Origin of the sequence: Nodularia spumigena CCY9414 (assembly GCF_000340565.2) — a bacterium.
Lineage (GTDB): Bacteria > Cyanobacteriota > Cyanobacteriia > Cyanobacteriales > Nostocaceae > Nodularia > Nodularia spumigena.
The window spans coordinates 2,266,470-2,292,850 of sequence record NZ_CP007203.1 but is presented as its reverse complement, the minus strand read 5'-3'; the positions used below and the strand labels follow the sequence as shown (position 1 = coordinate 2,292,850).

Genomic DNA, 26,381 nt, shown 5'->3' with positions numbered 1-26,381 from the left:
TAAAGTGCTATTCAAACCTTGACGAATAACTTTATCATGTCTCATCTACTAACAGCCTTGACACACCCACTCCGCCGGATGATCTCCTTTGTCATCTTCCTCACCTTGATTAGTGGTTTAATACTTCCTACACCTGCTTGGGCTGACTCTTCTGGCTTGGGAGTTGAAAATGGTCATCTGAGTGCTTGTCCAACTTCAGATAACTGTGTTGTTAGCCAAGATGCTGATGCTAAACACGCTATTGACCCCATTACCTATCATGTAGACCGCGATGCAGCCAGAGAAACTTTACTCAAAGTTCTCAGCGTTGTTCCCCGCACAGAGGTGATAGAACAAACAGATAATTACATTCATGCTCTTTCTAAAAGCCGCATCTTTAAATTTGTGGATGATGTAGAATTTTATTTACCTGCTGATGAGCCTGTGATTCATACCCGCTCTGCATCTCGCATAGGAGAATCGGATCTCGGTGTAAATCGCAGGCGTGTAGAGCAAATTCGTTTAGCTTTGCGCGATTTAAATATTTAATTGACAAATGTCGCCCGTTGTGTAATCACATGAGGTTTTATACCTGTGGATATGCGGCGGGATTAATGATAATCTTTGAGCGATGATCGCTTTATTTATCTTTTTAGGCTAGGATTTTGATATGTTGCCTTGGACTGGTGATAACTGTTCTCACACTGTTGCTGTATTTATTCATCACCATTAACGTTGGTCGAGCCAGAGCCAAATACAAAGTCTTACCTCCCCAAATGACTGGAAACCCCGACTTTGAAAGAGTGGTGCGTGTGCAACAAAATACCCTAGAGCAAATGGTTTTCTTCCTACCCGCTTTATGGTTATTCTGCTATATAAAACCTAGACAAAACTAGACTTTACTTTCTACTTCAACGGGAGCATGGGAGCAGTTATCCCTCAGTAGACTTTCACGCCTTAGCCAGACGCGATTGTGTTCCAATTAAGTTTCTGAAAAAGACTACCACCATCATTGCTTGGTTTTCGCGTCGGCAATAGTCTCAATTCAATACTTGATATCACCGTATTATATATCAAGTAGTTGATTTTTTCCTAAAATATATATTGATTTTTGTGAATATAAGTATAGTTTTGTCTATGAAATTGTCAACTTAGGACTTGCTCTAAGCGGTATAGTGCTACTCTTAGGTTCTCTGCTTGGCATCATCCGATCTTTGGTGCAATAAATATTGAGTGTATGTGTCACCTGAAGTCAAAATTTGGGCAATATTTGCGACGTTGCGCCCTCATAATCCTAATTGTCTTGACAGTTGGCTTATGGGGTGTAGAATCAGCACAAGCGTTGCTGCGCCAACATCATGATTCCCCTGGTGTTTTGCGCTATCACTCCCAAGTATCGATCAAAGATGAAAAAGGGTACGCTTGGCAGGTGCTGCTGTTCAAACAAAATTACAATAGTCCAGTCAAAGACTTAAGATTACGTGTAGTGGGTTTTCCTGGTATTGCTGAAATTGCCCACCCCCAACCATTAGAAATTGAAGCAGCATCAGGAAAATTGTTGAGTGCATCCGATGTTTACGCTTTAGCTGCACCTGCACCGAATGTAGGTGAATATAATTTGACTAATGTTTTACCCCAATTGTCAAGCACCGATGCACTCAAACTCTATGTGCCAACTAAAAGCGTCAAGCCATTGGTTCTCAAGATACCCAACAATGTAGTTACCGAGTGGCAATGGCTAGTAACTGAAATTGATTAAATTTATTTCTTCATTTTACAGCTATTTTCGGGTAAATAGACCACGCGGTAGGGGCGCAAGGCCTTGCGCCCTGACGACAGATGTGGTTCAAATACATGAAAACTGATGTAAATTACTACTGCTCAATGTTTCATGAATAACCGTCATGAATAACTCATTGAGAGGAATTCCCGCAGCGATCGCCATACAGGATATCACACTTTTAGGAGCAAAAGAACAATACAAGCCGGCTTCTAAAAACCAAGGTTGTCCCTGTGGGTCGATGCGGAAATCAAATAAACTGTAGTGGCGACAACCCAAAGCCTGATGACACATTTTAGCTACTTCCTGAACCCTTTTGGTAATGGGGTCGCTAGGGTCTACAATCCAAGACTTCATATTATCTTTCGCGCTAAAACTCAAGTTACCATCATCGGTTTTTTGGAGTTTATCAGCATAGCTGCGGATGGGTTTCTCGTCAGGGTCTAATTTATATTCTTCCAGGGGTAAACCCACTAAGTCCCCATCTTTGACAATGATACCACATCTGACTTCCCGACCAAGTTCAATGAATGTTTCGACAATCACCTCATCTGCATACTCAAATGCTGTTTGCAAAGCAGCCTCATAGTCACTAGCTTCTTTGACTAAAGCCACCCCTAAAGAGTTGTCAGAACTTACTGGTTTAATCACTACTGGAGGTGTAATTGTTGGCACATCTCCGGGGCGAAGCAGTTCTCCTCGTGGTACTTTCACCCCTGCTGCGGCGACAATTGCTTTAGTTCTGGCTTTGTGGCTGGCTATTGCCATAATATCCGCACTATTACCTACGCAAGGAATTTTGAGCAGGTCGAATAAAGCGCGGTAGTAAGTCATTCCCGGAATACAAAACATTTGTGGTAACACGAGGTCAATGTTTTGCGCTGTGATAAATTGTATTGCTTCAACCAGAGAAATCGGTTTAGCGATCGCGATATCTTCTAGATTAAGAGAGCGAGGAAATCTCCACTTGCCATCAGGTGTAATGTATGCTATTTGGAAATGATAGCGCGATCGCTCTGCTGTTGCCGTTAAGCAATCTTGAGCATAAAGCCGTGACAAATCGCAGTAAAAATCATTCTGTGCAGAACCGACTAAGTGCAGGATATTAAGTAATGGCATAGTTTATTAATATGGATTAGTGTCACGCAAAGGCGCAAAGTCGCAAAGGTAAAGAGAGTTTTTTAACAGTTAATTGAGACGAAACCCCTGATTAAATCGGCGTGTTAACTGTTAACTGTTAACTGATTTAGTCGCCGTCTAGTTCTACGAGTTTACCAATGTTGAAGTCTATTTTTACCCAGCCTTTGAGTTGTTGCAGGTTTTTTAGCAGTAGTAGGGGAATCTGCCAGTGATGTAAGGTAAGGAATGGTACGGGGTCATTAAGCTGGAAAATGGCATCTGTGCCTCGCAATAGGGTATTTACTGCTGTTTGCAGTTGTTTCCAGGAACGTATACCTGTTAGTCTCCAGATTTCGTGATATATCCAGTAGGTGGGTTTGCTATTTGTTAGGGGTTCTAAGGGTGCATCTAGGGTAGTTTTACCTAGATAAGCTTCTGCTACACCGGGATGATTGTAGAACATGGTGATGGCTGAATGGGTACGGGGATTGCATTCAATGGCGTACACTGTCCCGGATTCAGCTTGGATGAAGTCGAAGGAAATTTGCCCAGTTAGGGCTAAACTTTTAACGAAGTGTTGCACCCATTCCCGAATTTGGGTATTTTCTACGTTTTCATAGTTGATTTGAAATGCAGATGAGTCTGAACAGCAATGCAATCTTAATTCTCCGTCTCGCACTGTGCTATGTGTGCATAACTCCTTCCCAGGAATAAACTCTTGCATAATCCAAGGGTTTTCTTCGCTGATGGGTAAACTGTTGACAAAGGCTGCCGTTTCTTCTGGGGTGTCGCAGGGAAGTTTGGTTAAATTTAAGCGGCGAACGGAATCGTAAGCAATATTTTTTAATATATATTTGTGGGTTTCTTGACTAAAATCAAAATTGATCACTTGTTGGGTATCTGTGATTTTAAAGGATTTGGGTACAGATAAACCAAGCGATCGCGCCTGAGCAGTAAAAGCAAATTTATCATCCAACATCTTGGTAACATCTGCATCAAAATGGAAAACTTCGCAGTATTCCGATAATGCCGGCTTTGCTAAAGAGTCGTAGTAACTGGCAACAGGACTGCATACAGGTACATAAACGTCAACCTGCTCTTTTTCAACGATGTCTACCAACGCCTGAATATAGGCTTCTGGGTCTAATTGCGGAGCCGGAACTGTATAAAAACCACTGACTGCTTTAGAGAATCGATGTCCAGATAACCAATATTTGTGACCTTCAATCAAAATAACTCGGTGTCCGGCTGCGTGAAAACAACGAGCCAATTGTAAAGCTTTGGTCATCTTGGCTCCACTTACCAAGATAGTCTGCGGATGTTCTGCGACCACAGCTTTTTGTCTAAAAGGCGATCGCACAAAACCCCACAACAAAGATATCAATACTATTAAAGCATTAAACGGCAAAGCTATGAGTAATAATGTCAAAGTACCGAGAGTCTTAAATAAAGCCACTAACTTTACCCAAACACCCGTTGAAGAAGTGGGAGAGTTCCCCAAAGATAAAGAAATTGATTGTGCCATAAGTCCTTCAAAATAAAGAATATCCTCTTGACTCTGTGTCCTCTGCGTCTCTGTGGTTAAATAAATGACTTTTAAAACCACAGAGGCACAGAGAGCGCCGAGTCAGAAAGTTTACGCGACGCGTCTAATTAGGGTGACACCATCTCGGATGGGTAACAAAACTTGCTCCACACGAGGATCTGCGGCGACAACACGATTAAATTGGGCGATCGCCTCACCATTGGCGGTACGTTGTGCTTCTGGGAGGTATACTTGTCCTTGTAACAAAGTATTATCCACGCAGATTAACCCGTCGGGAGTCAGTAAATCATGTTCCAAAATCATCTGGAAGTATTCTACATACTCCTTTTTATCCGCATCTATGAAAATCAAATCAAAGGATTCTTTTCTAGCTGCTAACTTGTGAATTGTCTCTAAGGCTGGTGCAACCTCGACAATGATAGTTTTGCCGTGAGGAGACTCACTAAAGCAATCCTGAGCAAATTTAGCCACATAGGGGTCTACTTCACACCCTATTAGTACCCCATCGCTAGGGAGTGCTTCTGCCATTGCCAAAGCTGAATATCCTGTGAACATTCCCACTTCGAGAATGCGCTTCGCTTTGGTCATATGAACAAACATTTTTAATGTCTGTCCTTCCAGATGTCCTGAGAGCATTTCTTGCTCTAATTGACGCACTGTTTCTTGATTACTAAAGCGTTTTCCCCAGTCTTCTTGGCTGGTTTTTTGCGCCAATGCTGCTAATGCGCTCGATTCCGGGGTGGTGTAATCATCCAAGTAAGGATCTAAACCTGCGGCTAATTCCACTCCCTGGCGCAGAGATTCTAAAATTTCTGGGGAAATATTACCCTCTTGGGCTAATTTGAGAGTTTTTTGCAGCTGGGCTACCAAAATGCTATGTGGCGTAATTGGTCTAGCTGTTTCTTTTCCTAAAACACTGGTCATATCTTTATACTCCCAATAGGTTGGCTGCTTGACTTTCAATGTATGCGTCAACGCCTGCTCCACCACGAGGGTATTTAGCACAAAGATCTTTGTGTTCAGCTAAAGCCGCATCCAGTTCTTCACGGGTCAAATCATTGACAAAGAAGCACTCACCAATGGGACGAGGCATAGCGGCGCGTTGTTTGCCATCTCGTGTTAAACTAATAGACTCTGTAGCATCCCAAAGTAAATCGCCATCTAGTAGGGGATGATCGAGAGATAAGCCGATACGATTCATTAATTCTAGAATGCGATCGCGCTCTCCAGTCGGAATATAACCACGTTTAGCCGCAATGGTTGCAGACAAAGCCATATCTATATTCACCGCGTGACCATGATAGAGGGGTACACGAGGTGCTAATTCTAGGGTAGGACTCCAACTGTGTCCATAAGCAATCACTCGATCCAAGTCTAACTCATGCAAATTCGGAGTCTCTAACTCCAGCATGGTTTTGATGGCTTCGTAGTTAACTGTATGAGCAATTTCTTTGATTTCCGGTGTCGCATTCAGCTGTCCAAAATGAGTCGCAAGCAGTTGTTCGCCATATTCGTATAGCAGTTCAAACACTTGTGAGTTAGACACTACAGCAATTTTTACTAATTCTGCCATCCCATTGCGGACTTGAGATGTTGGCAAAGTCTGCAAAAATGAGAAATCCAGAATTACTTTCAAAGGTGCATGATATGCTCCCAAGCGATTTTTTAACTTGCGATGATTAACTGCTACCTTAATTGCTACACCTGCATCAATTAAACCAATTAAGGTAGTTGGAACGCGAATGTAATTGCTCTTGCGACGGTAAGCAGCGCAAGCAAACCCAGCCACATCAGTAATTAGACCACCACCGACGACTAAAACAGGTTCTTTGCGAACTAAACCAAAGTCGGAAAAAGCATCAACAATTTTTTCAAAACTGCTCAGGCTTTTATCTGTCTCAGAAATGATGATGGGAAATACTGTCAGATCAATATCATAGTGCTTAAAATATGACCTGATTTGCTTACCATAAAGTTCATAAACATTGGCATCAATCACAGTTAAACAGCGACCAAATTTCGCGTAACTATCAGCAATTTCGCGGTTTTTGACATCAAATGCCCCGTTTACATAGACAAGACTAAAATCAATTTTTTCGTAACCTTCCACGTGAAATGCAGTTTCTGTAGCTTCAAAGGATGCTTGCACTTTATTCATGATAGTCCTTATTCCAAGTAAAAAAATTGTGAGATTGCGGCAATAATTCCGATGTACGCCAGGAGAAAACCATGCTCTTTATCCGTTGAGGTTAAAGGCACGGGGGAATAAGCTTTCAATAAAAAAGCTTACTTTTATAACTGACTGGCAATGTTATTAAACGACACTATTCATTTGAGTGAATTTTATCAGTGGGTTCACCTCTAATTCGAGATTATCTCTAAACTAATCAAATATTCCTAGTAGAAATATTTTGCCAACCACTTGTACTCCCTTTTTCGGGCTTGTTGGCTATAGTTTATCAATATTCATCTAAATTTAGATGTATCCACTATGTTTAATTTTAGTGGCTTTCCGATTGTGAGATTTCGTAAAAATCCTATCCTGGAGAAATGTTCGTATCGTTGGTCTCCAAGTTTTAATTTGAGATGAGAACTCTGATTAACTCTTAATTCGCTGTTTCTGAGCATAACTATTAAACCTTATATTGCTAAACTCGCTACATTCTGTTTGGCTGAGAATGACAGTGGATTTTTAGGAATCTTTCCTAAACTTTAAGAAGCTCCACTATGTTTGACTCTAGCAACTTTCCCACCGTTGAACTTGGTAAAACTCCTATGTTTCTTAACTACTGATATTTGAGATTGTAGCCATGATTAGCTGTCAGATAGCTGTTTTATCACAGAAATCTGACACCATAAAATGGCTAAAAAAGAAGATGATTGACTACATTCTATGGAGAATGTGAGTATAATTCCTCTCTCGTTCACTCTAGTTACTTCCCAGTATTCAAAATAACTACGTGAGTAGTTTCTGAAAATTCAGGATTTGAAATCTGGATTGATTGTAACAAAATTTGAAGTTTTTTAAGAAACGGTTGTTAAAAAAATTCAAATTTTGCTTAAATCGGCTTTGTGACTTGAATTTAAGCCTTTTGAGCTTAAAACAACAAATTATTTGCTGGTTAGTAACTTAGAAGAAAATTACAAAACATAACATAACTCTAATACAAGTCATAATATTTGTAAATATTTTAACCGATCTTTTTTACAAAATAACGTAATAATAAGGATTTTAGCCATCATGATTAGTCTAAATGCATAGTGATCAGTCATGTTCTGGATGAATAATTTCCAGTTAGGCGATCATCGCTGACAGTCACAAATTTGTCTATCTTGATTAAGTTTAATTACTGTTTATCAAAAGTTAACAATACATATTGTAAAGCCGCACTAATCTTCTTCGCTGTGATTTGCGTCACTGTGAATTACTCCTACCTTCAGTGCAGTCTTCCGTGTTATGGGTAAGCGATGAAACATCAATAACACCTTGGCAGACATTTTGATAGCCTGTAAAATTTTCATTAGCAGCCCAATTTAGCCAGCGATAAGGCGTTTCAATTGTTGGTTTCGAGGATTTTCGCCCTAATTTTGCGTCTACTTCATGCAGTTTCTCGGAATCATCCCACAATTTCAAGAACAAAACGCTCTTTTATGACTCTGAAACCAGAAAATATGCGTAGGTTGGGTTGAGCTATGCGAAACCCAACAAAACCAGCGATTATTGGTGTTGGGTTTCGTTCCATTGCTCCGCAACACTGACGCTAACAACCCAACCTACCGTCAACAATTACAGCAGTTGATGGAAGAGAACAATACGCCACTAATTAAGGCTGAATGAAGTATTGCTTCAGGTAAACCGACAACAAAAAATCGGGATGACTGGATTCGAACCAGCGGCCCCTTCGTCCCGAACGAAGTGCGCTACCAAGCTGCGCCACATCCCGCCACAGTAAATACCATCTGATTATATCATAAGCAATCATAAATTCTCAAAATGTGCTGATTATTTAGAGCTTTGCTTGCTACCATGAGATTTGTATAACTTCATAAGAGCAAATTGTGACTGTTAAACCAGACTGGTTGCGAGTAAAAGCGCCTCAGTGGGAGCGCGTTGGTAACGTCAAAGAAATTTTACGGGATTTAGCACTCAACACAGTTTGCGAGGAAGCGTCCTGTCCGAATATTGGTGAGTGCTTTCAAGCCGGCACAGCCACATTTTTGATTATGGGGCCTGCTTGTACCCGTGCTTGTCCTTACTGCGATATTGATTTTGAGAAAAAACCCCAACCTTTAGACCCCACAGAACCAGCACGACTGGCTGAAGCTGTGCGCCGGATGAAACTTAATCATGTGGTGATTACTTCGGTAAACCGAGATGATTTACCTGATGGTGGTGCTTCTCAGTTTGTGCGGTGTATTACAGCCGTGCGGAGTGTCTCACCTGAAACGACAATTGAGGTGCTAATTCCTGATTTGTGCGGTAATTGGAATGCTTTAGAAATAATTTTACAAGCTGCGCCAGAGGTACTTAACCATAATACAGAAACAATTGAGCGCTTGTATCGTCGGGTGCGTCCCCAAGGAAACTATCAGCGCACTTTGGAATTACTCAAGCGATCGCGCCAAATCGCCCCTTGGGTATATACTAAATCCGGGATCATGGTCGGACTAGGTGAAACTGATGCCGAAATTCGCCAAGCTATGCAAGACTTACGCTCTGTAGATTGTGATATTTTGACCATTGGGCAGTACCTCCAACCCAGTCAAAAACACTTGCAGGTTAATGATTTTATTACCCCAGAACAATTTGCAGCTTGGCAGGTATTCGGCGAAGAAATCGGATTTTTACAAGTTGTTTCTTCACCCTTGACAAGAAGCTCATATCATGCAGAGCAAGTCAGGGAATTAATGCAACGTTACCCCCGTCAAGCAGAGACGCAATTGATCAAGTCTGATTTGTAAGTAGTGTGGAATGGTAATGATAGCGGTGCAAAAAACTACCATAGCGATTCTGGGTGCAGGTGCGTGGGGTCTAGCTTTAGCAGATTTGGCGAGTGCAAACGGCCATCAGGTGCGCGTGTGGTCGCGTAGAGGAACAGCAAATCTGGAAACAGTCATACAAGGTGCTGAAATTATTTTATCGGCGATCGCCATGAAAGGGGTGAGTGATGTCGTCTCTCAAATCCAATCTTTCCCCCTTTCTCCTCAAACAATTTTTGTCACAGCCACAAAAGGCTTAGATCCCAAAACTACCTGTACGCCTTCGCAAATTTGGCAAACAGCATTTCCACATCATCCAGTAGTGGTTTTATCTGGACCCAATTTATCGAAAGAAATTCAACAATCATTACCAGCCGCAACGGTAGTAGCCAGCCATAACACGGCTGCGGCTGAATTTGTGCAACTGGTATTTTCCTCGCCTCGTTTTCGGGTATATACCAATCCTGATCCCCTAGGGGTGGAGCTAGGGGGGACATTAAAAAATATCATAGCGATCGCAGCTGGTGTATGTGATGGTTTACATCTGGGAACCAACGCCAAAGCCGCTTTAGTTACCCGTGGACTCACAGAAATGGTTCGTATTGGCAATAGTTGGGGTGCAAAGACGGAAACATTTTATGGTTTATCCGGTCTAGGAGACTTGTTAGCCACTTGTAACAGTCCTCTAAGTCGCAATTATCAAGTTGGTTATCAGATGACTCTTGGTCAAACACTTCCAGAAATTCTGGCAAATCTACCAGGAACGGCTGAAGGTGTCAACACTTGCCAAGTGTTAGTACAACGCGCCAAACACCACAATATTGCTGTCCCCATTACTGAACAAGTGTATCGCTTGCTTCAAGGTGAAGTCACAACCCGACAAGCACTTGAGGAACTGATGCTACGAGATATCAAGCCAGAGTACAAGTAACTATTAAACATCAATGACAGCCGTTTAATCGCGCGTTCTCAGTGTATACTAGCTAATCTATGACAACCTGTCACTTCTAGTGATTCCTCAATAATCCCTAGAAAAAAAATCATAAATCGTCAGGATATTACTTTTATCCCCATGTAGATATGACTATGCCGATGATCAAGATAATTTTTACTGCTAGATGTTTATACCAGTGAATATCTATAAATGTTGAAATACTAACTAAGTAGTTTATGATCATCTAAAGCCTAGATTTTGAATAGCTATTGGTTCAATTCAGACACTCAACCGTAATATGCGGTATTAGTGTGAGAATACCTCAGTATGTTTTCTTAAAGAAAAATTACTGAAAACCTCAACCGTGTTAGTTCATCTTGAATCACGGGAACAATAGCAACAGTGAATTAGCTGACCGTAATCTATTGTTACCTGGAGCCATTGAGACGATACCTATGCCAGCAACATCTTTTTACGCAGATGCCGCTTCCAACACCAAAAAGTCCCGCCAGGCAATGGAAGAAGAACTCATTATTGATGATGGTGAGTTGTCGGCAGATGAAATCCAAGAATTGGAAGTAGCTGCTGTTGACCCGGCTAACTTTGCTGGGAATACGAACCGGCGGAGTACAGACTTAGTACGTCTATATCTTCAGGAAATTGGGCGAGTTCGGCTTCTAGGGCGCGATGAAGAAGTTTCCGAAGCACAAAAAGTCCAACGGTACTTGCGGATGCGGACCGTGCTAGCCGACGCGGCAAAGGAAGGGGATGAAATCGTTGCACCATTTCTCAACTTAGTTCAAGTTCAGGAGCGTCTGACATCGGAACTGGGACATCGCCCGTCTTTGGAAAGGTGGGCTAACACTGCTGGTATAGAATTGGTGGATCTGAAACCCACTTTAGCAAATGGCAAGCGTCGCTGGGCGGAAATTGCCCAATTAACAGTAGAAGAACTCGAACAAGTGCAATCCCAAGGACTGCAAGCAAAAGAACACATGATTAAGGCGAATCTGCGCTTAGTCGTGTCTGTTGCTAAAAAGTATCAAAATCGCGGTTTGGAATTATTAGATTTAGTTCAAGAAGGAACTTTAGGTTTAGAACGAGCCGTAGAAAAATTTGATCCCACCAAGGGATATCGCTTTAGTACTTACGCTTATTGGTGGATTCGTCAGGGAATTACCAGAGCGATCGCGACTTCAAGTCGGACAATTCGCTTACCTGTTCATATTACCGAAAAGCTGAACAAAATTAAAAAAGCTCAACGCAAAATTGCTCAAGAAAAAGGTCGCACTCCCACCTTAGAAGACCTAGCCATTGAACTAGAAATGACACCAACCCAAGTCCGGGAAGTCTTGCTCAAAGTACCGCGTTCTGTGTCCCTGGAAACCAAAGTCGGTAAAGATAAAGATACGGAATTAGGGGAATTACTGGAAACCGACTGTGTAACCCCAGAAGAAATGTTAATGCGAGAATCTTTACAAAAAGACTTGCATAGTTTGTTAGCAGATTTAACCAGCCGCGAGCGTGATGTAATTCTCATGCGCTTTGGTTTGTCCGATGGTCATCCTTACTCATTAGCCGAAATTGGTCGCGCTCTTGATTTGTCTAGAGAAAGAGTCCGTCAAATCGAATCCAAAGCCTTGCAAAAACTCCGCCAACCCAAACGACGCAACCTGATCCGCGATTATTTGGAATCTTTAAGTTAAATAGGTCAGCACAGGACTACCCTGACAGTTCACTTTATTGACACCCACCGGCTGAGTCCTTGGTGTCAATTTCAGTCAATACACCGTAAAAATCCCATTTTTAGGTTCTACCTGGAAATGCGCTCACCTAATTTATGGTCAAGATTTGATACATTATTCTTGATCATTTATTGACACTCCCCTGGCTAAAGCCGAGGGGATTCTACATTCACAGACTCGCCATTAGACAGCAGGCTTGCGCCAACCGCCCAAGAGGGCAAATCTCCTGTAGCGTAAATTCCGGTATGCCCTACCGTACTCAGCCCTAGTTTTAGAATATTGATGCTAGCATTCAAATCTCTATCCGCCACGTAGCCACAATGCGGACATACATGAGTTCTTGTAGACAGAGATTTTTTCACTTTCTCGCCACAATTAGCACAATTTTGGCTTGTATTATGGGGAGGAACAGCAACAGTCACTTTCCCATATTTATGCCCAAAATACTCCAACCACAATCGGAAAGTGTACCAGCCAGCATCACTAATTGATTTAGCTAAATGTCGGTTACGTACCAGCCCTTTCACATTTAAATCTTCATAGGCTACCAAATCGTTAGATTGGATGACGGAGTATGCTAACTTCTTGCAATACTCTTTTCGTTGCCTACTTACTTTCAAATGCTTACGGGCATACCTATTTCTAGCTTGGTGGTAATTATTAGATTGTCGAACCTTGGCTTTTTTTATTGCCGTACTGAACTTCTTGGACTTTTTACGATTGGCACGGTTTAACTGTTTTTTTGACTTTCGGTAAAACTGGGGTGAAGGTTCCACATTGCCTTTATTGTCAGCAATGAAATACTTCAAGCCCAAGTCAATACCAACTACTTGCCCTGTCGGTTGTGTCTCAACTTTAACTTGAACATCAATCGCAAACTGAGCGTAATATCCATCAGCACGACTCACTAATCGGACACGCTTAATTTGCTTGATGTTGTAGTAATTAAGGTCGTAGGTTCCTTTTAGCTTCAAAGTTCCTATACCTTTCTTGTCAGAGAAAGTAATCGCTTTCCGATTAGTGGAAAGCTTGAATCCAGTAGTCTTATATTCAACTGAGCGACAATGTTTTTTAAACTTTGGGAATCCCTTTTTTCCCTTGATTTTCTTTTTACAGTTATCGTAAAACCGTGATATCGCAGACCATGCGCGTTCAGCAGCAGATTGTCTAGCCATTGAATTAAGTTCATTAGCAAAGGGAAATTCAGCAGCAAGGACAGCACAGTATTTATTTAATGCGTACTTATCAACTTTTTTATCTTTGTTGTCCATCCAATGACGTAAACACTTGTTTTGGATAAACTGACTAGTACGAATAGCATCGTCTATCGCCCTATACTGCTTGTCTTTTCCTTTGACTTTGAACTCGTAAATTATCACTGGTTCGACCTAACCAACTACATAGTTATGCTATTATGCTTGGCATAAACAAACAACCAACCAAGGTAAAACAAAACTTTACGGAGTCCTTTAGGACTCAACTAGCTTTCATCCCCTTTTTGTTCGCGCAGCGTCTCCCTTTGGGAGAAGTACGAAAAACGCAACTGCGTTACTGTTTCTCAGGGGTTTTCAGCATTTTCCTTATAAGATATGATTGTTGCAAATCTCCAGCAAAATTTGTTATATTCTCAACTAATAGGCTTTGTTGAGAAAAATTAGTATGACTGTTTACACATCTACTTCACTTAAAGCAGAACTGAATGATCGAGGCTGGCGTTTAACACCCCAGCGTGAAACAATTCTACACATTTTTCAAGAACTTCCGCAAGGTGAACATCTGAGTGCCGAGGATCTTTATCATCGACTAGAAAGTGACGGGGAAGGCATCAGTCTTTCAACTATCTATCGGACGTTGAAATTGATGGCACGGATGGGAATTTTGCGGGAATTAGAATTGGGAGAAGGACATAAGCATTATGAAATCAACCAGCCCTACCCCCATCATCATCACCATCTAATTTGTGTGAAATGTAACTCAACTATCGAGTTTAAAAACGACTCGATTTTAAAAATCGGCGCAAAAACTGCTCAAAAAGAAGGATTTCACCTGCTGGACTGCCAAATGACAATTCACGCAGTATGTCCTAAATGTCAACGGGCGCTCATGCCTTTGTAGTCAGCACATGATATCAAAGTGGATAGCGGATGGTCTAAAAACGTCCGCTTCTGATATCACTCAGACTGATGCCATAATGTTCTTGAGCTTGCTTAATGGCGTTTTTCGTATCAGCCGCCATCACACCGTTGAGATTACCTTTATAGAAACCCTTTTCTTGTAGTCGCCTTTGGATTTCCAAGATACTAAATTCACTCTGGGGCGCAGTCTGAACTAAGCTATATAGTTTAGCTCTAGTGGTGGGGCCAGCGATACCACTGACAGCTAAATAATTAGCTGCTTGAAACTGACTGACAGCAGCCGCAGTAGAGGAATCAAAGTATCCACTTGGTGTTCCCTTGAAATACCCCGCTTGAATCAAATGTTGTTGCAGAAGCTTGACTGCTTCACCCTGATGACCTCTAGTGAGATTATCTGTACTAACTGCTTGTATAGGAGGAGTTTGTTCTCCACCCACACCAAGAGTCGGCAATTTTCTCAGTGTTGCAGGACCCGCAATACCATCAACATCTAATTCATAAGCTTGTTGGAACGCCTTTAGAGCGTCTTCAGTAACGGGGCCAAATACCCCTGTGGCTTGACCAGAAAAGAAACCTGCAACTCGCAGCCGTTCTTGTAAAATCCTGACTGCTTCGCTTTCATCACCTTTTTGCAGCAAGTTAGGATTAGGGGTGGTATTTTGAGTCACCACAGCACTGATGATTGTAGTTGACACGCTCCCAGTTATGGGTGTTGGAGGTGCGATATTGCTATGACTAATTGTAGCAAATGGTGTACTAGCAGTACTGAGTTTTGGCACTTGTAAATTGCTAGGACTGATTGAGGAAATTGATGTGCTGGTAGCACTCTGTTTGATTTGTGGTGTCGGCGAGGTTTCTAATTTTTGCCGTGTGCTTACTCCCACAATGCCATCAACGGCTAAACCATGAGCTTGTTGAAAACGCCGCACAGCATCTTCTGTAGAGAAGTCATAGACTTCTGTGATGGGAGCTTGATAAAAGCCGGCTTGTTGTAATTGTTCTTGGAGATTCTTGACCGAAGGGCCTTGATCTCCTCGTTCTAGTGCCAAAACGCTGCTGACAGAACTGAGAATAGATAAGGCCAGAGCTAGGGGTAACATATGTTTCCAAGCTCTACTAGAAAGGCGTTTCCAGTCTGGTGCAACTGCTTGATTTAATAAAGCACTCAGGGATACTAATTCACTCGATGCGCTGTTTTCATAGGCATCAGCTAAATAAAAATACGCGAGGTTGTCCATATCTTTTTCCTACACCAATTATTTTTCTTCAATAGTGGCTTCAGCTTGATGTACGAGATTTCGCAAATTTTCCAATGTCTGGATATTTACATCCTGCCATAAATTACGCTGGTGTGCTTCTAATAATTTTTCAGCAATATCACGCATTGCCCAAGGATTTTTATCTTGGATAAATTCACAGACTACCGGATCTTGTAAATATGCCTGTGTTATACCCTCATACATATGGTCTTCTACACATTGGGCTGTAGCATCGTAGGCGAATAAATAATCTACAGTTGCAGCCATTTCAAATGCACCTTTGTAACCGTGGCGCATCATCCCTTCAATCCACTTGGGGTTCACTACACGAGAACGATACACCCGTGCAATTTCGGCTTTGAGTTCGCGAACTCGTGGTTGATCCGGATTAGAATTATCACCGAAATAGGTTTGAGGGTTTTTTCCTTGAAGAGAACGCACAGCTGCTGTTAAACCACCCTGAAACTGATAATAATCATCAGAATCGAGGATGTCGTGTTCTCGGTTATCTTGGTTGTGTAGCACAACTTGCATTTGTGCTAAACGTTGCTCAAAGGCTTCTGGTGCAGAGATTCCCACTAATTCCCCTTTTGCGTCGGGTGAACTAGCACTGGTGTAAGCGTAGCAACTCCAGTTAATATAAGCACGAGCTAAATCCTGATCATCTGTCCAATTTTGCGAAGCCATAAGTCCTTGAAGTCCCGCACCATAAGCACCCGGTTGAGAACCAAAAATCCGGTATTGCGATCGCACTTTGGCTATTTCTGGAGTCAAACCTTGTTGTATCCAAAAATCAGTATCTTGGCTAACTTGCGCCGCCAGGGGATTATACTCTGAAGATTCATCCAGTGCGGCTACTGCTGCTACAGCTTGCTCAAATAAATCAATTAAATTGGGAAAAGCGTCCCGAAAAAATCCCGAAATTCGCAAGGTGACATCGACACGAGGACGAGCCAAAATACTCAGGGGTAAGATTTCAAAGTCTACTACACGCCGGGCTGCACCATCCCACACAGGACGCACACCCAGTAACGCCAAAGCCTCGGCGATGTCATCACCACCAGTTCGCATAGTTGCAGTTCCCCACAACGATAAACCCAAAGTTTTAGGATACTCACCGTTTTCTTGGGTGTAACATTCAATGAGATTTTCCGCCGCTTTTCTCCCCACATCCCAAGCCGTTTCTGTAGGAATAGCCCGAATATCAACTGAATAAAAGTTTCTCCCAGTGGGTAAGACTTCGGGACGACCCCGTGTCGGTGCGCCAGAAGGAGCGCTGGGGATGTATTTACCGTCAAGTCCGTGGAGTAAGTTGGTAATTTCCTCGTGGGTTTGTTGTAAAGCGGGGAGGAGTTTGTTGCTAATCCAATTGAGAGTGGGGAGAAGAGGAACGGTTGTTAAGTAACCGGAAGTTTTAGAGTAATTTCTCACTCCCCCTTGCTCCCTGCTCCCGTGCGCCCCTGCTTCTTCTGGGGTGTGGGGAGTTAGGAGGTGTTCTACTAATTGGGCTGCGTGTGCTTCTAAAATTTCTACAGCATCGCCGACTGTGCGACAGGAGTCTTGAGTTTTGGTTGCTAAAACCTGCTGATCATCTGCTGATAATTGCGTGTTGAAATCTGTTGTCAGGGGGTCGAAGTCTAAACCCCAATCTGCGGCTATAGTGCGGGTAATACCTTCAGAATAGCGGTTGGGGATGCGTGCGATCGCCACAATTAAATCTCGTAGTTGTCGCCCTTGGGGACATTGACCAAAAATGTGTAACCCATCCCGTATTTGCGCTTCTTTCAATTCACAAAGATAGCCACCGATGAAATTTAAAATTACCGATTCAAACTTTAAAATATCAGTTTCATTGGCAATCCCTAAATCTTTGTGAAGATTTTCTTGGATGACTAATTCCCGGATGCGATCGCGAATCGCTGGTAAACGGCTAGGATCTAAACTTTCCGCCTCATAATACTCATCAACCAAATTTTCTAACTGCTGCAAAGCCCCATAAAGTTCAGCCCGCGTCATCGGAGGGGTCAGATGATCTAAAATCACCGCTTGGGCGCGTCGCTTGGCTTGTGAACCCTCACCAGGGTCATTCACAATAAACGGATAAAGGTGGGGAAGTGCGCCAAAAGCCACCTCCGGATAACAACTACTAGACAAAGCCACACTTTTACCAGGTAGCCATTCTAGATTGCCATGTTTCCCCACATGAACCACCGCATCAGCATTAAAACATTCTCGCACCCAATAATAAAAAGCCAAATAATCATGAGTCGGCACTAAATCCGGTGCATGATAATTCAAACTAGGGTCAATATCATAACCCCGTGACGGCTGAATCCCCACAAATATGTTACCCAGTTGCATACCAGAAACAGGGAAGGAAGAGGCAGGGGGGCAGGGGGCAGGGGGCAGGGGAGAAGAGGCAGGGGGGCAGGGGGCAGGGGGCAGGGGAGAAGAGGCAGGGGGGCAGGGGGCAGGGGGCAGGGGAGAAGAGGCAGGGGGGCAGGGGGCAGGGGGCAGGGGAGAAGAGGCAGGGGGGCAGGGGGCAGGGGGCAGGGGAGAGGAAGAGGGTGAGGAGTTTTCGGTTGCAGCTCCCCATCTTTGGGTGATTTCTTGCTGTACAGTTATCGGTAAAGTGGCAAAGTACGCTTGATAATCTGCACCAGAAACGCTTTGCAGCACAGGACGCAATTCTCTACCTTCAGGATCATTAGTTACCCCAGTGGTGAGACGTTGAATTAATTCATCTCCGTTAGTGGGTGAATCCTCTACCACATACCCAGCCCCCTGTAAAGCTTTAATTATTTCCACACAACTGGCTGGCGTGTCCAATCCTACGCCATTGGCTAACCTGCCATTGCGATTGGGGTAATTTGCCAAAATCAGGGCAATGCGGCGCTCCTGGGGTGGCTTAGAGCGGAGATTTACCCAATTGGCTGCTAGTTGTGCCACAAACTCAATGCGATCGCTCACCGGTTCATAAACCATCACATCTGTTTCTAAGTCAGGATTTCGCGAGAGTACCGTTTTAAAAGACACAGCGCGAGTAATAATCCGTCCATCTACCTCTGGTAACGCCACATTCATCGCCATATCACGAGGAGAAAGCCCTTGTAATTGTGATTCCCACTGTTCCACACCACCGCCACTGAGGATAACTTGGAACACCGGCACATCTAACTTTTGCCACAAGTCGAGCTGGGGCGCTTCTGTTTCCAAACGCGCCAGAGAAAAACTTGTAGTATTTAGCAACACCCCAATTTGATCAAAGTCTTTCGGCTGGAAAAACTCACTCAACTCTGCTTGAACATCAGGATCACGCAATGACGAAACAAACACGGGTACAGGTTGTAAATTACGCTTTGCTAAAGCTGCACACAAAGCATCAATTACCTTCGTATTCCCAGATAAATAATGAGCGCGGTAAAAAAGAATCCCCACTTTAGGCGTTGGAGAGGATGAGCCAGAAACATTGTCGCACAAGCTCAAATTCTTCTCCCCTGCACCCTGCACCCTGCCCCCCTGCCTCTTATACAAGCCGACACGGGGAACCCCTTGCGGTGGTAGGGGTTGAAAGGAAGTATCCAGGGAAATATCACAGATAAATTGTAAAGCGTTAACAATGTTTTCCACTCCGCCTTCCCGGAAATACTGTAAAACTTGATTAACAGCACTCAAAGGTAAAGTAGATTGGGAAATTAATTCAGGATCAAGACCATCGTCTCCAGGCATTACTATCAGAGTTGTACCCTGACGTTGTACAATTTCTTGCACTACTTCTAAACCATAAGCCCAATAGGAACGTCCTCCTAACAGGCGTAAAATAATTACTTGGGCAGATTCTAAAACTTCCTCGCCATAGGAATCTATACTTATTTGTTGTTGGAGTTGCAATAAACTAGCAACTCTGATATCTGGGAATGTTTCAGGTAATTTAGGGACGGCTGCTGCTAAAGTTTGAATGTCAGTGTCAGCAGCAGTAATAAAGACAAAAGGAGCTGGAGATTGTTCTAAAAAAACTAACCCTTCTGATTGATTCCATCCACCCGGTGTAGCACTGATACGATGCATAATTCTGTATTACTGTCTTAAACTGTTGGTTAGAAAACATTAGCATTGAGCAACTTATTACCAGACCATTAAAAATGCTTAGTTCTCCTGATTTGAGTTTTTCTCGAAACTTGCCTTTAGTTGTATTTAATCAGCTTCGGGAATTGTTACAGCAGATGGCTCAAGTAGTAGGAACTACTGCACTGGTACTTACAGAAGCTGTGTTGGCAAGGATTGATACATCACTTGAGTGGCAAACTCAAAGGTTTACGCTGGTGATTTCTGAGCAGTTTAGCGCACTTTTACTAGGGACGCAGGAGCAGGGGGAGGAAGGAAATAATACAGGATTCCATGCTAGTTTGACATTTAATTCCCAGGCGATCGCTTTATTTGTCTCACAGGTGAGAGACTTGTTTAAGGGTGATTCCTACACTCATCAAAATTTGGAACGCTATCGTCAAGCTCTCAGACCGAATGATGCCCAGATCCAAACTAAATTTACGCTGTTGTTATTAGAGTATCTCTTACCACAGCCCACTGAGGATGTTACAGAACCTTTAGTTTACTCCTGTCAGCCTGTGGAAGATGCCTTGAAAAAACAGATTGTGCAAGAGCAACTGTTAAATCAGGTAACTACCCAGATTCGCAAAAGCTTAGACTTGCCAGTAATTATGGGGACAACAATTGCTCTGGTACGGGAGTTTTTGGAATTAGACAGGTTAGTAGTATATAAATTTGCTCCTTCGGGAGTCAATACGGTAAACGGTGAAAACCCACTCCCTGGGGGTGGTGTCGTCCACGAAGCCCGTGCGACAAATGCCATTCCATCGGTATTGTATTCTCAGGAAGAAGTTTGCTTTAATCCCAATTCTCCCTGTTGGGAAAAGTATCGGCAAGGATTTACTTTAGTTGTCGATGATGTCGAAAAAACTTATAATCTGGAAGCGTGTTTGTTGAGTTTTTTAAGAGAAAGCCAAGTTCGGGCGAAATTGGTAGCACCAATTATGTTTGAACAAAAGCTGTGGGGGCTGTTGATCGCTCATCAATGTTATACTCCACGAGCATGGACGAAGAATGAGAAAAATTTACTAACTTCCATAGCTGAACAATTAGCGATCGCAATTCATCAAGCTGACTTAATGCAATCTCTGCAAGAAGCTACCCGCACCCTGATACAAGAAAAACAAACTCTGGAACAACGCGTAATTGAGCGCACAATGGCTTTGCGTGAGGCTTTACTGGCTGCTGAAGCTGCAAGCCGCCTCAGAAATGAATTTCTCGCTACCATCAGCCATGAATTACTTACGCCTTTAACTTACGTCATCGGGATGTCTTCCACCTTGTTACGTTGGCCTTTGGGAGAATTGAGTCAACGCCAACGAGATTACCTGCAAACAATCCACGATAGTGGAGAACATTTATTAGAACTGATTAATGACATCCTCGATTTATCACAAATTGAGGCGGGGAAAACAGTATTAAATATTACAGAATTTTCTTTAACGGATACAGCCAAAAGTTGCCTAGACTCACTATTCAAAAAAGCTCAGAGCAAACAAATCAATCTTAAACTGGATTTACAAATAGATCCCCAACGCGATCGCTTTACAGCCGATGCGGGGCGAGTAGAACAAATTCTTTGGAATCTGTTAACCAATGCCATTAAGTTTACCCCAGAAGGTGGCAGTGTCACCTTGCGGATCTGGGTAGAAGATGACAGCGCCATCTTTCAAATCGAAGACACCGGAATTGGCATTCCCGAAGCACAATTACCACTGATGTTTGAGAAATTTCAGCAACTCGATACACCCTATCGCCGTCGCTACGAAGGTACAGGACTCGGTTTAGCCTTAACTAAACAACTTGTAGAACTCCATCGGGGTCGAATTGAAGTAGAATCTACAGTAGCTATTGGTTCCATTTTCACCATCTGGATACCAGCCCAACACTGAATGGGGAGTGGGGAGTGGGGAGTGGGGAGTGGGGAATGGTTGAAAATCTAAAATCTAAAATCTAAAATCTAAAATTGTATGACAGTCGGGTTACAAACAAAACGCGTGGTAGTTGTCGGTGCTGGTTGGGCTGGTTTAGGTGCAACCTACCATTTGGCAAAACAAGGGTATGATGTCACACTTTTAGAAGCAGGTTCATATCCTGGTGGATTAGTCGCAGGGTGGAAAACCACAGCCGGAAAATCTGTAGAAGCCGGAATTCACGGCTTTTGGTATCCTTACAGAAATATTTTTTCCCTAATTAATGAATTAAAACTTAATCCCTTTACCACCTGGACTCGTTCCGCCCAATATTCCCCTGCGGGGTTGGAAGTTGAATCACCAATTTTTCAAGATTTACCACGACTTCCCGCCCCTTTAGGTACTTTTCTCTACACACAATTTCAGCGATTACCCTTAATTGATCGTCTCAGCGCCTTACCTTTACTTTATTCTGTTATAGATTTTGACAATTCCCATGAAGCTTGGCGGCGTTATGATTTTGTCACAGCCCGTGAATTATTCAAAGATTTTGGCGTTTCTGCCCGACTTTACAAAGAAGCCTTTGAACCTATGCTGTTAGTGGGCTTATTTGCTCCAGGCGAACAATGTTCAGCCGCAGCGACATTAGGAATGCTTTACTTTTTTATTCTGGCTCATCAAGCTGATTTTGATGTGGTTTGGTGTCGTGGAACAGTGGGGGAAAAAATATTTCGTCCTTGGGTGGAAAAAATTGCACAAGCTGGTGCGAAAGTGTTACCCCAACGCCGAGTGACTGATTTAATTGTTGATAGTCAAAATCGCGCCAAGGGTGTGGTTTGCGGTGATGAAGTCTTTGATGCGGATGCGGTAATTTTTGCCGTTGGTGTCACTGGGATGAAGAAAATTGTCGCTAATAGCCCCAGTTTACAAAGCCGGGAAGAATTCCGAAATTTAAGTAATTTAGGCGCAATTGACGTTTTAGCCACCCGTTTATGGTTTGACCGCAAAATTGATATTCCTCGTCCTTCTAATGCTTGCTTTGGCTTTGATGCGACCACAGGATGGACATTTTTTGATTTAAATGCCCTGCATGATGAATATAAAAATGAGCCGGGAACAGTGATTGAAGCTGATTTCTATCACGCCAATCAATTTCTGAATATGAGTGATGCAGATATCATCACAAAAGTCAAGAATTATTTAACAACTTGTGTCCCAGCCTTTGGCGGTGCGAAAGTAATAGATAGCAGCGTGATTCGCTTACCCAATGCAGTGACTCACTTTGCGCCTGGTAGCTATCGCCATATGTTACCAGCTAAGACCAGTTTTGAGAATGTCTTTATGAGTGGTGATTGGATTGTGAATCGTCACGGTTCTTGGTCTCAGGAGAAGGCTTATGTTACAGGTTTAGAAGCGGCAAATTTAGCAGTATCCTATTTAGGTGTGGGTCAGCCTTCTGAGATTATACCTGTAGAAGAGGACGAAGCGCACATTCAAATGGGGCGATCGCTCAATCAAAGTCTGAGCGACTTGGGTAAATCTGTCTTACCTGATTTTTGGTTGCCTTAGCCGCCTCTACGACAAACAACTCAAAAAAAGTCAACTTGCTCTTTGCCGCATATATTGCCCACTGAGTCCTTGCTGAATCCAATTCAAGCACTCATATTCAGATTTGAATAATTTGGGGGCGGCAATATTATTCAACAGTTCTGGGGGATAATGGTCGTAGAAATATTTATCCCCCTCTTGAAAGACGATAATCAAGTTATTGCCGTATACATAGCGAGATTTAAAACTATCTTCCTGATGGACAAACTCTGAATTTTGGTCAATATGTTCTTTGGCAATCTCAACGATATTATTGATGCTACTGCCATAGATTCCGGCTGGATTCTCGGCTTTATGAAATTTGCTTCCACGTCCAATTTCTGACAAGAGTTTATACGAATAAATTTCGTAGTTATCCGCTTTGCCAAAAACAAATGGAATGATGAGGTATCCTTTATATGAAACTGATTTTTCATAAATAAGACGACTCATCTTAACCTCCTTTAATATAACTGCTTGTTTTACTTTATATGAAACTGATTTTTCATAAATAAGACGACTCATCTTAACCTCCTTTAATATAACTGCTTGTTTTACCACAATCGCCTCAATAATTTTATGCCATCATCGTTTGCTCTGAATTTATGCAAATTCCTAATCAGGCTAAAGTTTCCCCACATTCACCAAATTAGCACCAAAGAATTCGCTCAGTGGTTATTAAATTCTACAAAAATACAGCCTTTGGTAATTGATGCACGCAGTCAAGCAGAATATGAAGTAAGTCATCTTAAAGCCGCAGTACATATTGATCCGATTGCGCCTGACTTGCAAATATTATCGCAAGTAGCAAAAGAAACGCCTATAGTTGTGTACTGTTCAATTGGCTATCGTAGCGCCACAATTTCCCAACAGCTTCAGCAAGCAGGATTTACCCGTGTGTTTAACTTGAGTGGTGGTCTTTTTCAGTGGGCAAATGAAGGACGACTTATGTTTAAAAATGAGGAAGTTACACAGTGTATTCATCCATATAATGCGATGTGGGGAAAACTGTTGAAAGATGGAAAGTTGAGGGGGCGACAAAGAAGTTAAAGAGGCTGCTGTATAAGCATCATAGCCATCACCCCCTGCTGATAAAATGCCTGCTTATTGCGAACGGCAGCCATCATTTCCAAGACCAAATCCTGACACCCATTCAGCGAAATTATCCAATTGTATCCGTATAAGCCTATCCAGAAAGCACTATGTCTTTTTCTGTTTCTGTTCAAATCACTTGGACGACAGACATAAGATTGTAGCTATGGTTAAGATTCACGCACCTATACACATTCAAATTTATGAACGCGAGGGAACACAATGGTTTTTCCACGGCGGTAATATATTTCATAATCCTCATGGCATTTCTACCGATTTAGAATCGACACTTGAAAGGAACGGATTGACCAAAATCAAAGTTTTGGTTGAATTATTTCGTGTAAATGGCGGGAAGGCTGGCTTGTACCTAGCTGATATTCGGGATAAAAAATATTACTACTGCGGTCAAAAGTGGGAAGATGTTAAAGGCCTACTCAGAGAATTAGGTATTGGTAGAGATGAGCCAAGTTCTTCTTGATTAAAAATTTTGGCTGTAAGCGATCGCTATCGCACGTCTTTCAGCCCTTCCCATAATCAGAATTAGCCAATCCTGCTCATCAGGGTGTAGTTGCAAGAATTTTTGCAAGTATGGAGTTAACCTTGTTCAGCGCTCCACTGTGTTTGTATCCATGTTCCCTAATAGGGGATAATTTACTTATTCATAATACATTCTCTTGTTTCTTATTCTTACATTGGAGAATAAACTCTTTTATCTGTTCAACTGGATAATTCCGATCAATCATTTGCCTTACCAATGGCGCAATCTTAGCAGGCACTGGTATTGACCTATTCCTCCATTCACCATCAATCTTCACTTCGTGGTAATAGCCCCATCGCCAATGGGAATAGTTTAATTTATCTCTTGCACCTTCTACCCTGGGGTAAGTGACTATCTGCCCACTTTTAAGCTTTTTGTTCTCCAAAAATGGGGCAAGACTGCCATTAGCAATTTTCTTAGGTGATGTTGCGTTTTCCCTTACGAATTTGGTGGGAATAGAGGATGCGATAGCTACGCTCTCTTCAAGACGCTCCGCTAACGCGGAACTTTCGTTTTGGCGATACGCCGAAGGCATCGCTTCTATTGTATTTTCCCTTACGAATTTGCTGGGAGTGTTACCTGAATTCGCATCTGTTCTTAACCCTAGATCAATTAACTTGCGATCCCCTTCTTGAAAATCACTATTCTCATTCTTAAGGGAAATTTCCGAGTTAATGGTGAGATCATCCCCCTCCTGACAATCACTATTCTCATTCTTAAGGGAAATTTTTATATCTTTAGCGCGATCCCCTTCGGGACAATCACTGTTCTCATTCTTGAGGGAAATTTCCGAGTTAATGGTGAGAGCATCCCCCTCCCGACAATCACTATTCTCATTCTTAAGGGAAAGTCCAGGACTTTCCCTTAAGAAAATATCTGAGTCAGTTTTTGAGTTAATGCGATCTGCTTGCAGCAGCGCTGAGTGCAAAGCACACGCAGCGCGTTCGCTATCGCCAAAGGCGGGGCTGAGTCCTGCGGACACGCTACGCGAACGCCCATCGCTCTTTTTAGAAACATTTTCGCTATTCGTAAGGGAAATATCAGGGAATGCGGAACCATCGTCCCAAGCCGAATCACCAATAATTTTAATTTTAGGCTGAGTGAAATCATCTAAATTAAAAAGCTGAGGCTGTTCTGCTGGATTTGGCTGCTGGATAAAACTTAAATCTGATAAATTTACTTTTTGTTTCTCGAAACAGCCTTTAAAAAAAACCTCAGCCTTGGGAACTGACTTGAATAGCTTAACTATTGTCGCCTGTTTTCCACTTGAGTGCAGATAGACACCATTGATTTTAAATTCTGGAGTTTCCCCTAAGAAAATATCGGCGATGTCTACTGCAATATGAAAGCGATCGCCCATCTTGACATCGATTTTCCCCTGACTGGGGGATTGCTGAATGATTCCCCAGTCATAATCCGAGTGATACTTGGCTTTGTGATTCCTGATTAGTACCTTTGTACCCAATTCAAATTGGACAACATCTGTAGAACTTTTCATGATTCCCCCCATATTTCTCGTAAGGAAGTGGCAAAAGCTGCATATTTGCACCGCACATTTTTGGCATCTTTTACCCAGACTAAGTAACTGGCGATCGCTAAAAAATTAATTGATAACGCCTGTGAACACGCGATGGCTCTAAATACGAGTGCGTCCGACACTGCTTTGA

General features: G+C 42.6%; 22 protein-coding genes and 1 tRNA gene. 11 read left to right on the top strand and 12 right to left on the bottom strand.

Features of this window, described 5'->3' with window-relative positions; all coding sequences use genetic code 11:
- Positions 1-36: 36 nt before the first annotated feature.
- The 3 genes from NSP_RS10215 (at position 37) to NSP_RS10210 (ending at position 1,738) form a co-directional block, all read left to right on the top strand.
- Complete coding sequence (locus tag NSP_RS10215) at positions 37-528, top strand: DUF1499 domain-containing protein (protein WP_006197684.1); 492 nt, start codon at positions 37-39, stop codon at positions 526-528.
- Between the two features lie 137 nt (positions 529-665).
- A complete protein-coding gene (locus tag NSP_RS24070) occupies positions 666-875 on the top strand; it encodes an MAPEG family protein (protein ID WP_006197685.1) in 210 nt (69 codons plus the stop codon).
- Between the two features lie 407 nt (positions 876-1,282).
- Positions 1,283-1,738 carry a DUF3122 domain-containing protein gene (locus NSP_RS10210; RefSeq protein ID WP_006197686.1) on the top strand — a complete coding sequence of 152 codons (456 nt, stop codon included), beginning with the start codon at positions 1,283-1,285 and terminating at the stop codon, positions 1,736-1,738.
- Between the two features lie 87 nt (positions 1,739-1,825).
- On the opposite strand, the gene NSP_RS10205 is transcribed toward NSP_RS10210, so the two are convergent.
- The 6 genes from NSP_RS10205 to NSP_RS10185 form a co-directional block, all read right to left on the bottom strand.
- Complete coding sequence (locus NSP_RS10205) at positions 1,826-2,878, bottom strand: D-alanine--D-alanine ligase family protein (RefSeq protein WP_006197687.1); 1,053 nt, start codon at positions 2,876-2,878, stop codon at positions 1,826-1,828.
- A 127-nt stretch (positions 2,879-3,005) separates the two neighbouring features.
- Positions 3,006-4,403, bottom strand: coding sequence for an ATP-grasp domain-containing protein (locus NSP_RS10200; protein WP_006197688.1), 1,398 nt, complete (start codon positions 4,401-4,403; stop codon positions 3,006-3,008).
- A 111-nt stretch (positions 4,404-4,514) separates the two neighbouring features.
- Positions 4,515-5,348 carry an O-methyltransferase gene (locus tag NSP_RS10195; protein ID WP_006197690.1) on the bottom strand — a complete coding sequence of 278 codons (834 nt, stop codon included), beginning with the start codon at positions 5,346-5,348 and terminating at the stop codon, positions 4,515-4,517.
- Positions 5,349-5,352: 4 nt separating this feature from the next.
- The gene (locus tag NSP_RS10190; RefSeq protein ID WP_006197691.1) at positions 5,353-6,582 is read right to left on the bottom strand and encodes a sedoheptulose 7-phosphate cyclase; all 1,230 of its coding nucleotides are present in this window, start codon (positions 6,580-6,582) and stop codon (positions 5,353-5,355) included.
- 1,232 nt (positions 6,583-7,814) lie between these two features.
- Positions 7,815-7,946, bottom strand: coding sequence for a hypothetical protein (locus tag NSP_RS27200; protein ID WP_269454124.1), 132 nt, complete (start codon positions 7,944-7,946; stop codon positions 7,815-7,817).
- Between the two features lie 348 nt (positions 7,947-8,294).
- Positions 8,295-8,368: transfer RNA gene (locus NSP_RS10185), tRNA-Pro, on the bottom strand.
- A 115-nt stretch (positions 8,369-8,483) separates the two neighbouring features.
- On the opposite strand from NSP_RS10185, the gene lipA reads away from it, so the two are divergent.
- From lipA to sigC, 3 genes are all read left to right on the top strand, one after another.
- Complete coding sequence (gene lipA / locus NSP_RS10180) at positions 8,484-9,386, top strand: lipoyl synthase (RefSeq protein WP_006197693.1); 903 nt, start codon at positions 8,484-8,486, stop codon at positions 9,384-9,386.
- Positions 9,387-9,411: 25 nt separating this feature from the next.
- Positions 9,412-10,335 (top strand): NAD(P)H-dependent glycerol-3-phosphate dehydrogenase, encoded by a 924-nt coding sequence (locus NSP_RS10175; protein ID WP_173403277.1) that lies wholly within the window; start codon positions 9,412-9,414, stop codon positions 10,333-10,335.
- Positions 10,336-10,793: 458 nt separating this feature from the next.
- On the top strand, positions 10,794-12,044 hold the full coding sequence (gene sigC / locus NSP_RS10170) for an RNA polymerase sigma factor SigC (RefSeq protein WP_017804039.1): 1,251 nt from the start codon (positions 10,794-10,796) through the stop codon (positions 12,042-12,044).
- A gap of 185 nt (positions 12,045-12,229) precedes the next feature.
- On the opposite strand, the gene NSP_RS10165 is transcribed toward sigC, so the two are convergent.
- Positions 12,230-13,462, bottom strand: coding sequence for an RNA-guided endonuclease InsQ/TnpB family protein (locus NSP_RS10165; protein ID WP_006197696.1), 1,233 nt, complete (start codon positions 13,460-13,462; stop codon positions 12,230-12,232).
- A gap of 280 nt (positions 13,463-13,742) precedes the next feature.
- On the opposite strand from NSP_RS10165, the gene NSP_RS10160 reads away from it, so the two are divergent.
- Complete coding sequence (locus tag NSP_RS10160; protein WP_006197697.1) at positions 13,743-14,198, top strand: ferric uptake regulation protein; 456 nt, start codon at positions 13,743-13,745, stop codon at positions 14,196-14,198.
- A 34-nt stretch (positions 14,199-14,232) separates the two neighbouring features.
- On the opposite strand, the gene NSP_RS10155 is transcribed toward NSP_RS10160, so the two are convergent.
- On the bottom strand, positions 14,233-15,456 hold the full coding sequence (locus NSP_RS10155; protein ID WP_006197698.1) for a peptidoglycan-binding domain-containing protein: 1,224 nt from the start codon (positions 15,454-15,456) through the stop codon (positions 14,233-14,235).
- Between the two features lie 18 nt (positions 15,457-15,474).
- A complete protein-coding gene (cobN, locus tag NSP_RS10150; protein ID WP_006197699.1) occupies positions 15,475-19,545 on the bottom strand; it encodes a cobaltochelatase subunit CobN in 4,071 nt (1,356 codons plus the stop codon).
- A 74-nt stretch (positions 19,546-19,619) separates the two neighbouring features.
- On the opposite strand from cobN, the gene NSP_RS10145 reads away from it, so the two are divergent.
- The gene (locus tag NSP_RS10145; RefSeq protein WP_017804038.1) at positions 19,620-21,476 is read left to right on the top strand and encodes a GAF domain-containing sensor histidine kinase; all 1,857 of its coding nucleotides are present in this window, start codon (positions 19,620-19,622) and stop codon (positions 21,474-21,476) included.
- Positions 21,477-21,554: 78 nt separating this feature from the next.
- Entirely contained in the window at positions 21,555-23,066 is a 1,512-nt protein-coding gene (locus NSP_RS10140) for a hydroxysqualene dehydroxylase (RefSeq protein WP_017804037.1), read from the top strand.
- Between the two features lie 30 nt (positions 23,067-23,096).
- Here NSP_RS10140 and NSP_RS10135 read toward each other — a convergent pair whose 3' ends face one another.
- Entirely contained in the window at positions 23,097-23,537 is a 441-nt protein-coding gene (locus tag NSP_RS10135) for a hypothetical protein (RefSeq protein WP_044482815.1), read from the bottom strand.
- A gap of 126 nt (positions 23,538-23,663) precedes the next feature.
- Between NSP_RS10135 and NSP_RS10130 the strand changes: the two genes are divergently transcribed.
- On the top strand, positions 23,664-24,134 hold the full coding sequence (locus NSP_RS10130) for a rhodanese-like domain-containing protein (protein ID WP_017804035.1): 471 nt from the start codon (positions 23,664-23,666) through the stop codon (positions 24,132-24,134).
- 208 nt (positions 24,135-24,342) lie between these two features.
- Entirely contained in the window at positions 24,343-24,654 is a 312-nt protein-coding gene (locus tag NSP_RS10120; RefSeq protein ID WP_017804034.1) for a hypothetical protein, read from the top strand.
- A gap of 181 nt (positions 24,655-24,835) precedes the next feature.
- On the opposite strand, the gene NSP_RS24730 is transcribed toward NSP_RS10120, so the two are convergent.
- Entirely contained in the window at positions 24,836-26,074 is a 1,239-nt protein-coding gene (locus tag NSP_RS24730) for a hypothetical protein (RefSeq protein ID WP_144360525.1), read from the bottom strand.
- Between the two features lie 134 nt (positions 26,075-26,208).
- Positions 26,209-26,373 carry a hypothetical protein gene (locus NSP_RS25965; RefSeq protein ID WP_158442624.1) on the bottom strand — a complete coding sequence of 55 codons (165 nt, stop codon included), beginning with the start codon at positions 26,371-26,373 and terminating at the stop codon, positions 26,209-26,211.
- Between the last annotated feature and the right edge of the window lie 8 nt (positions 26,374-26,381).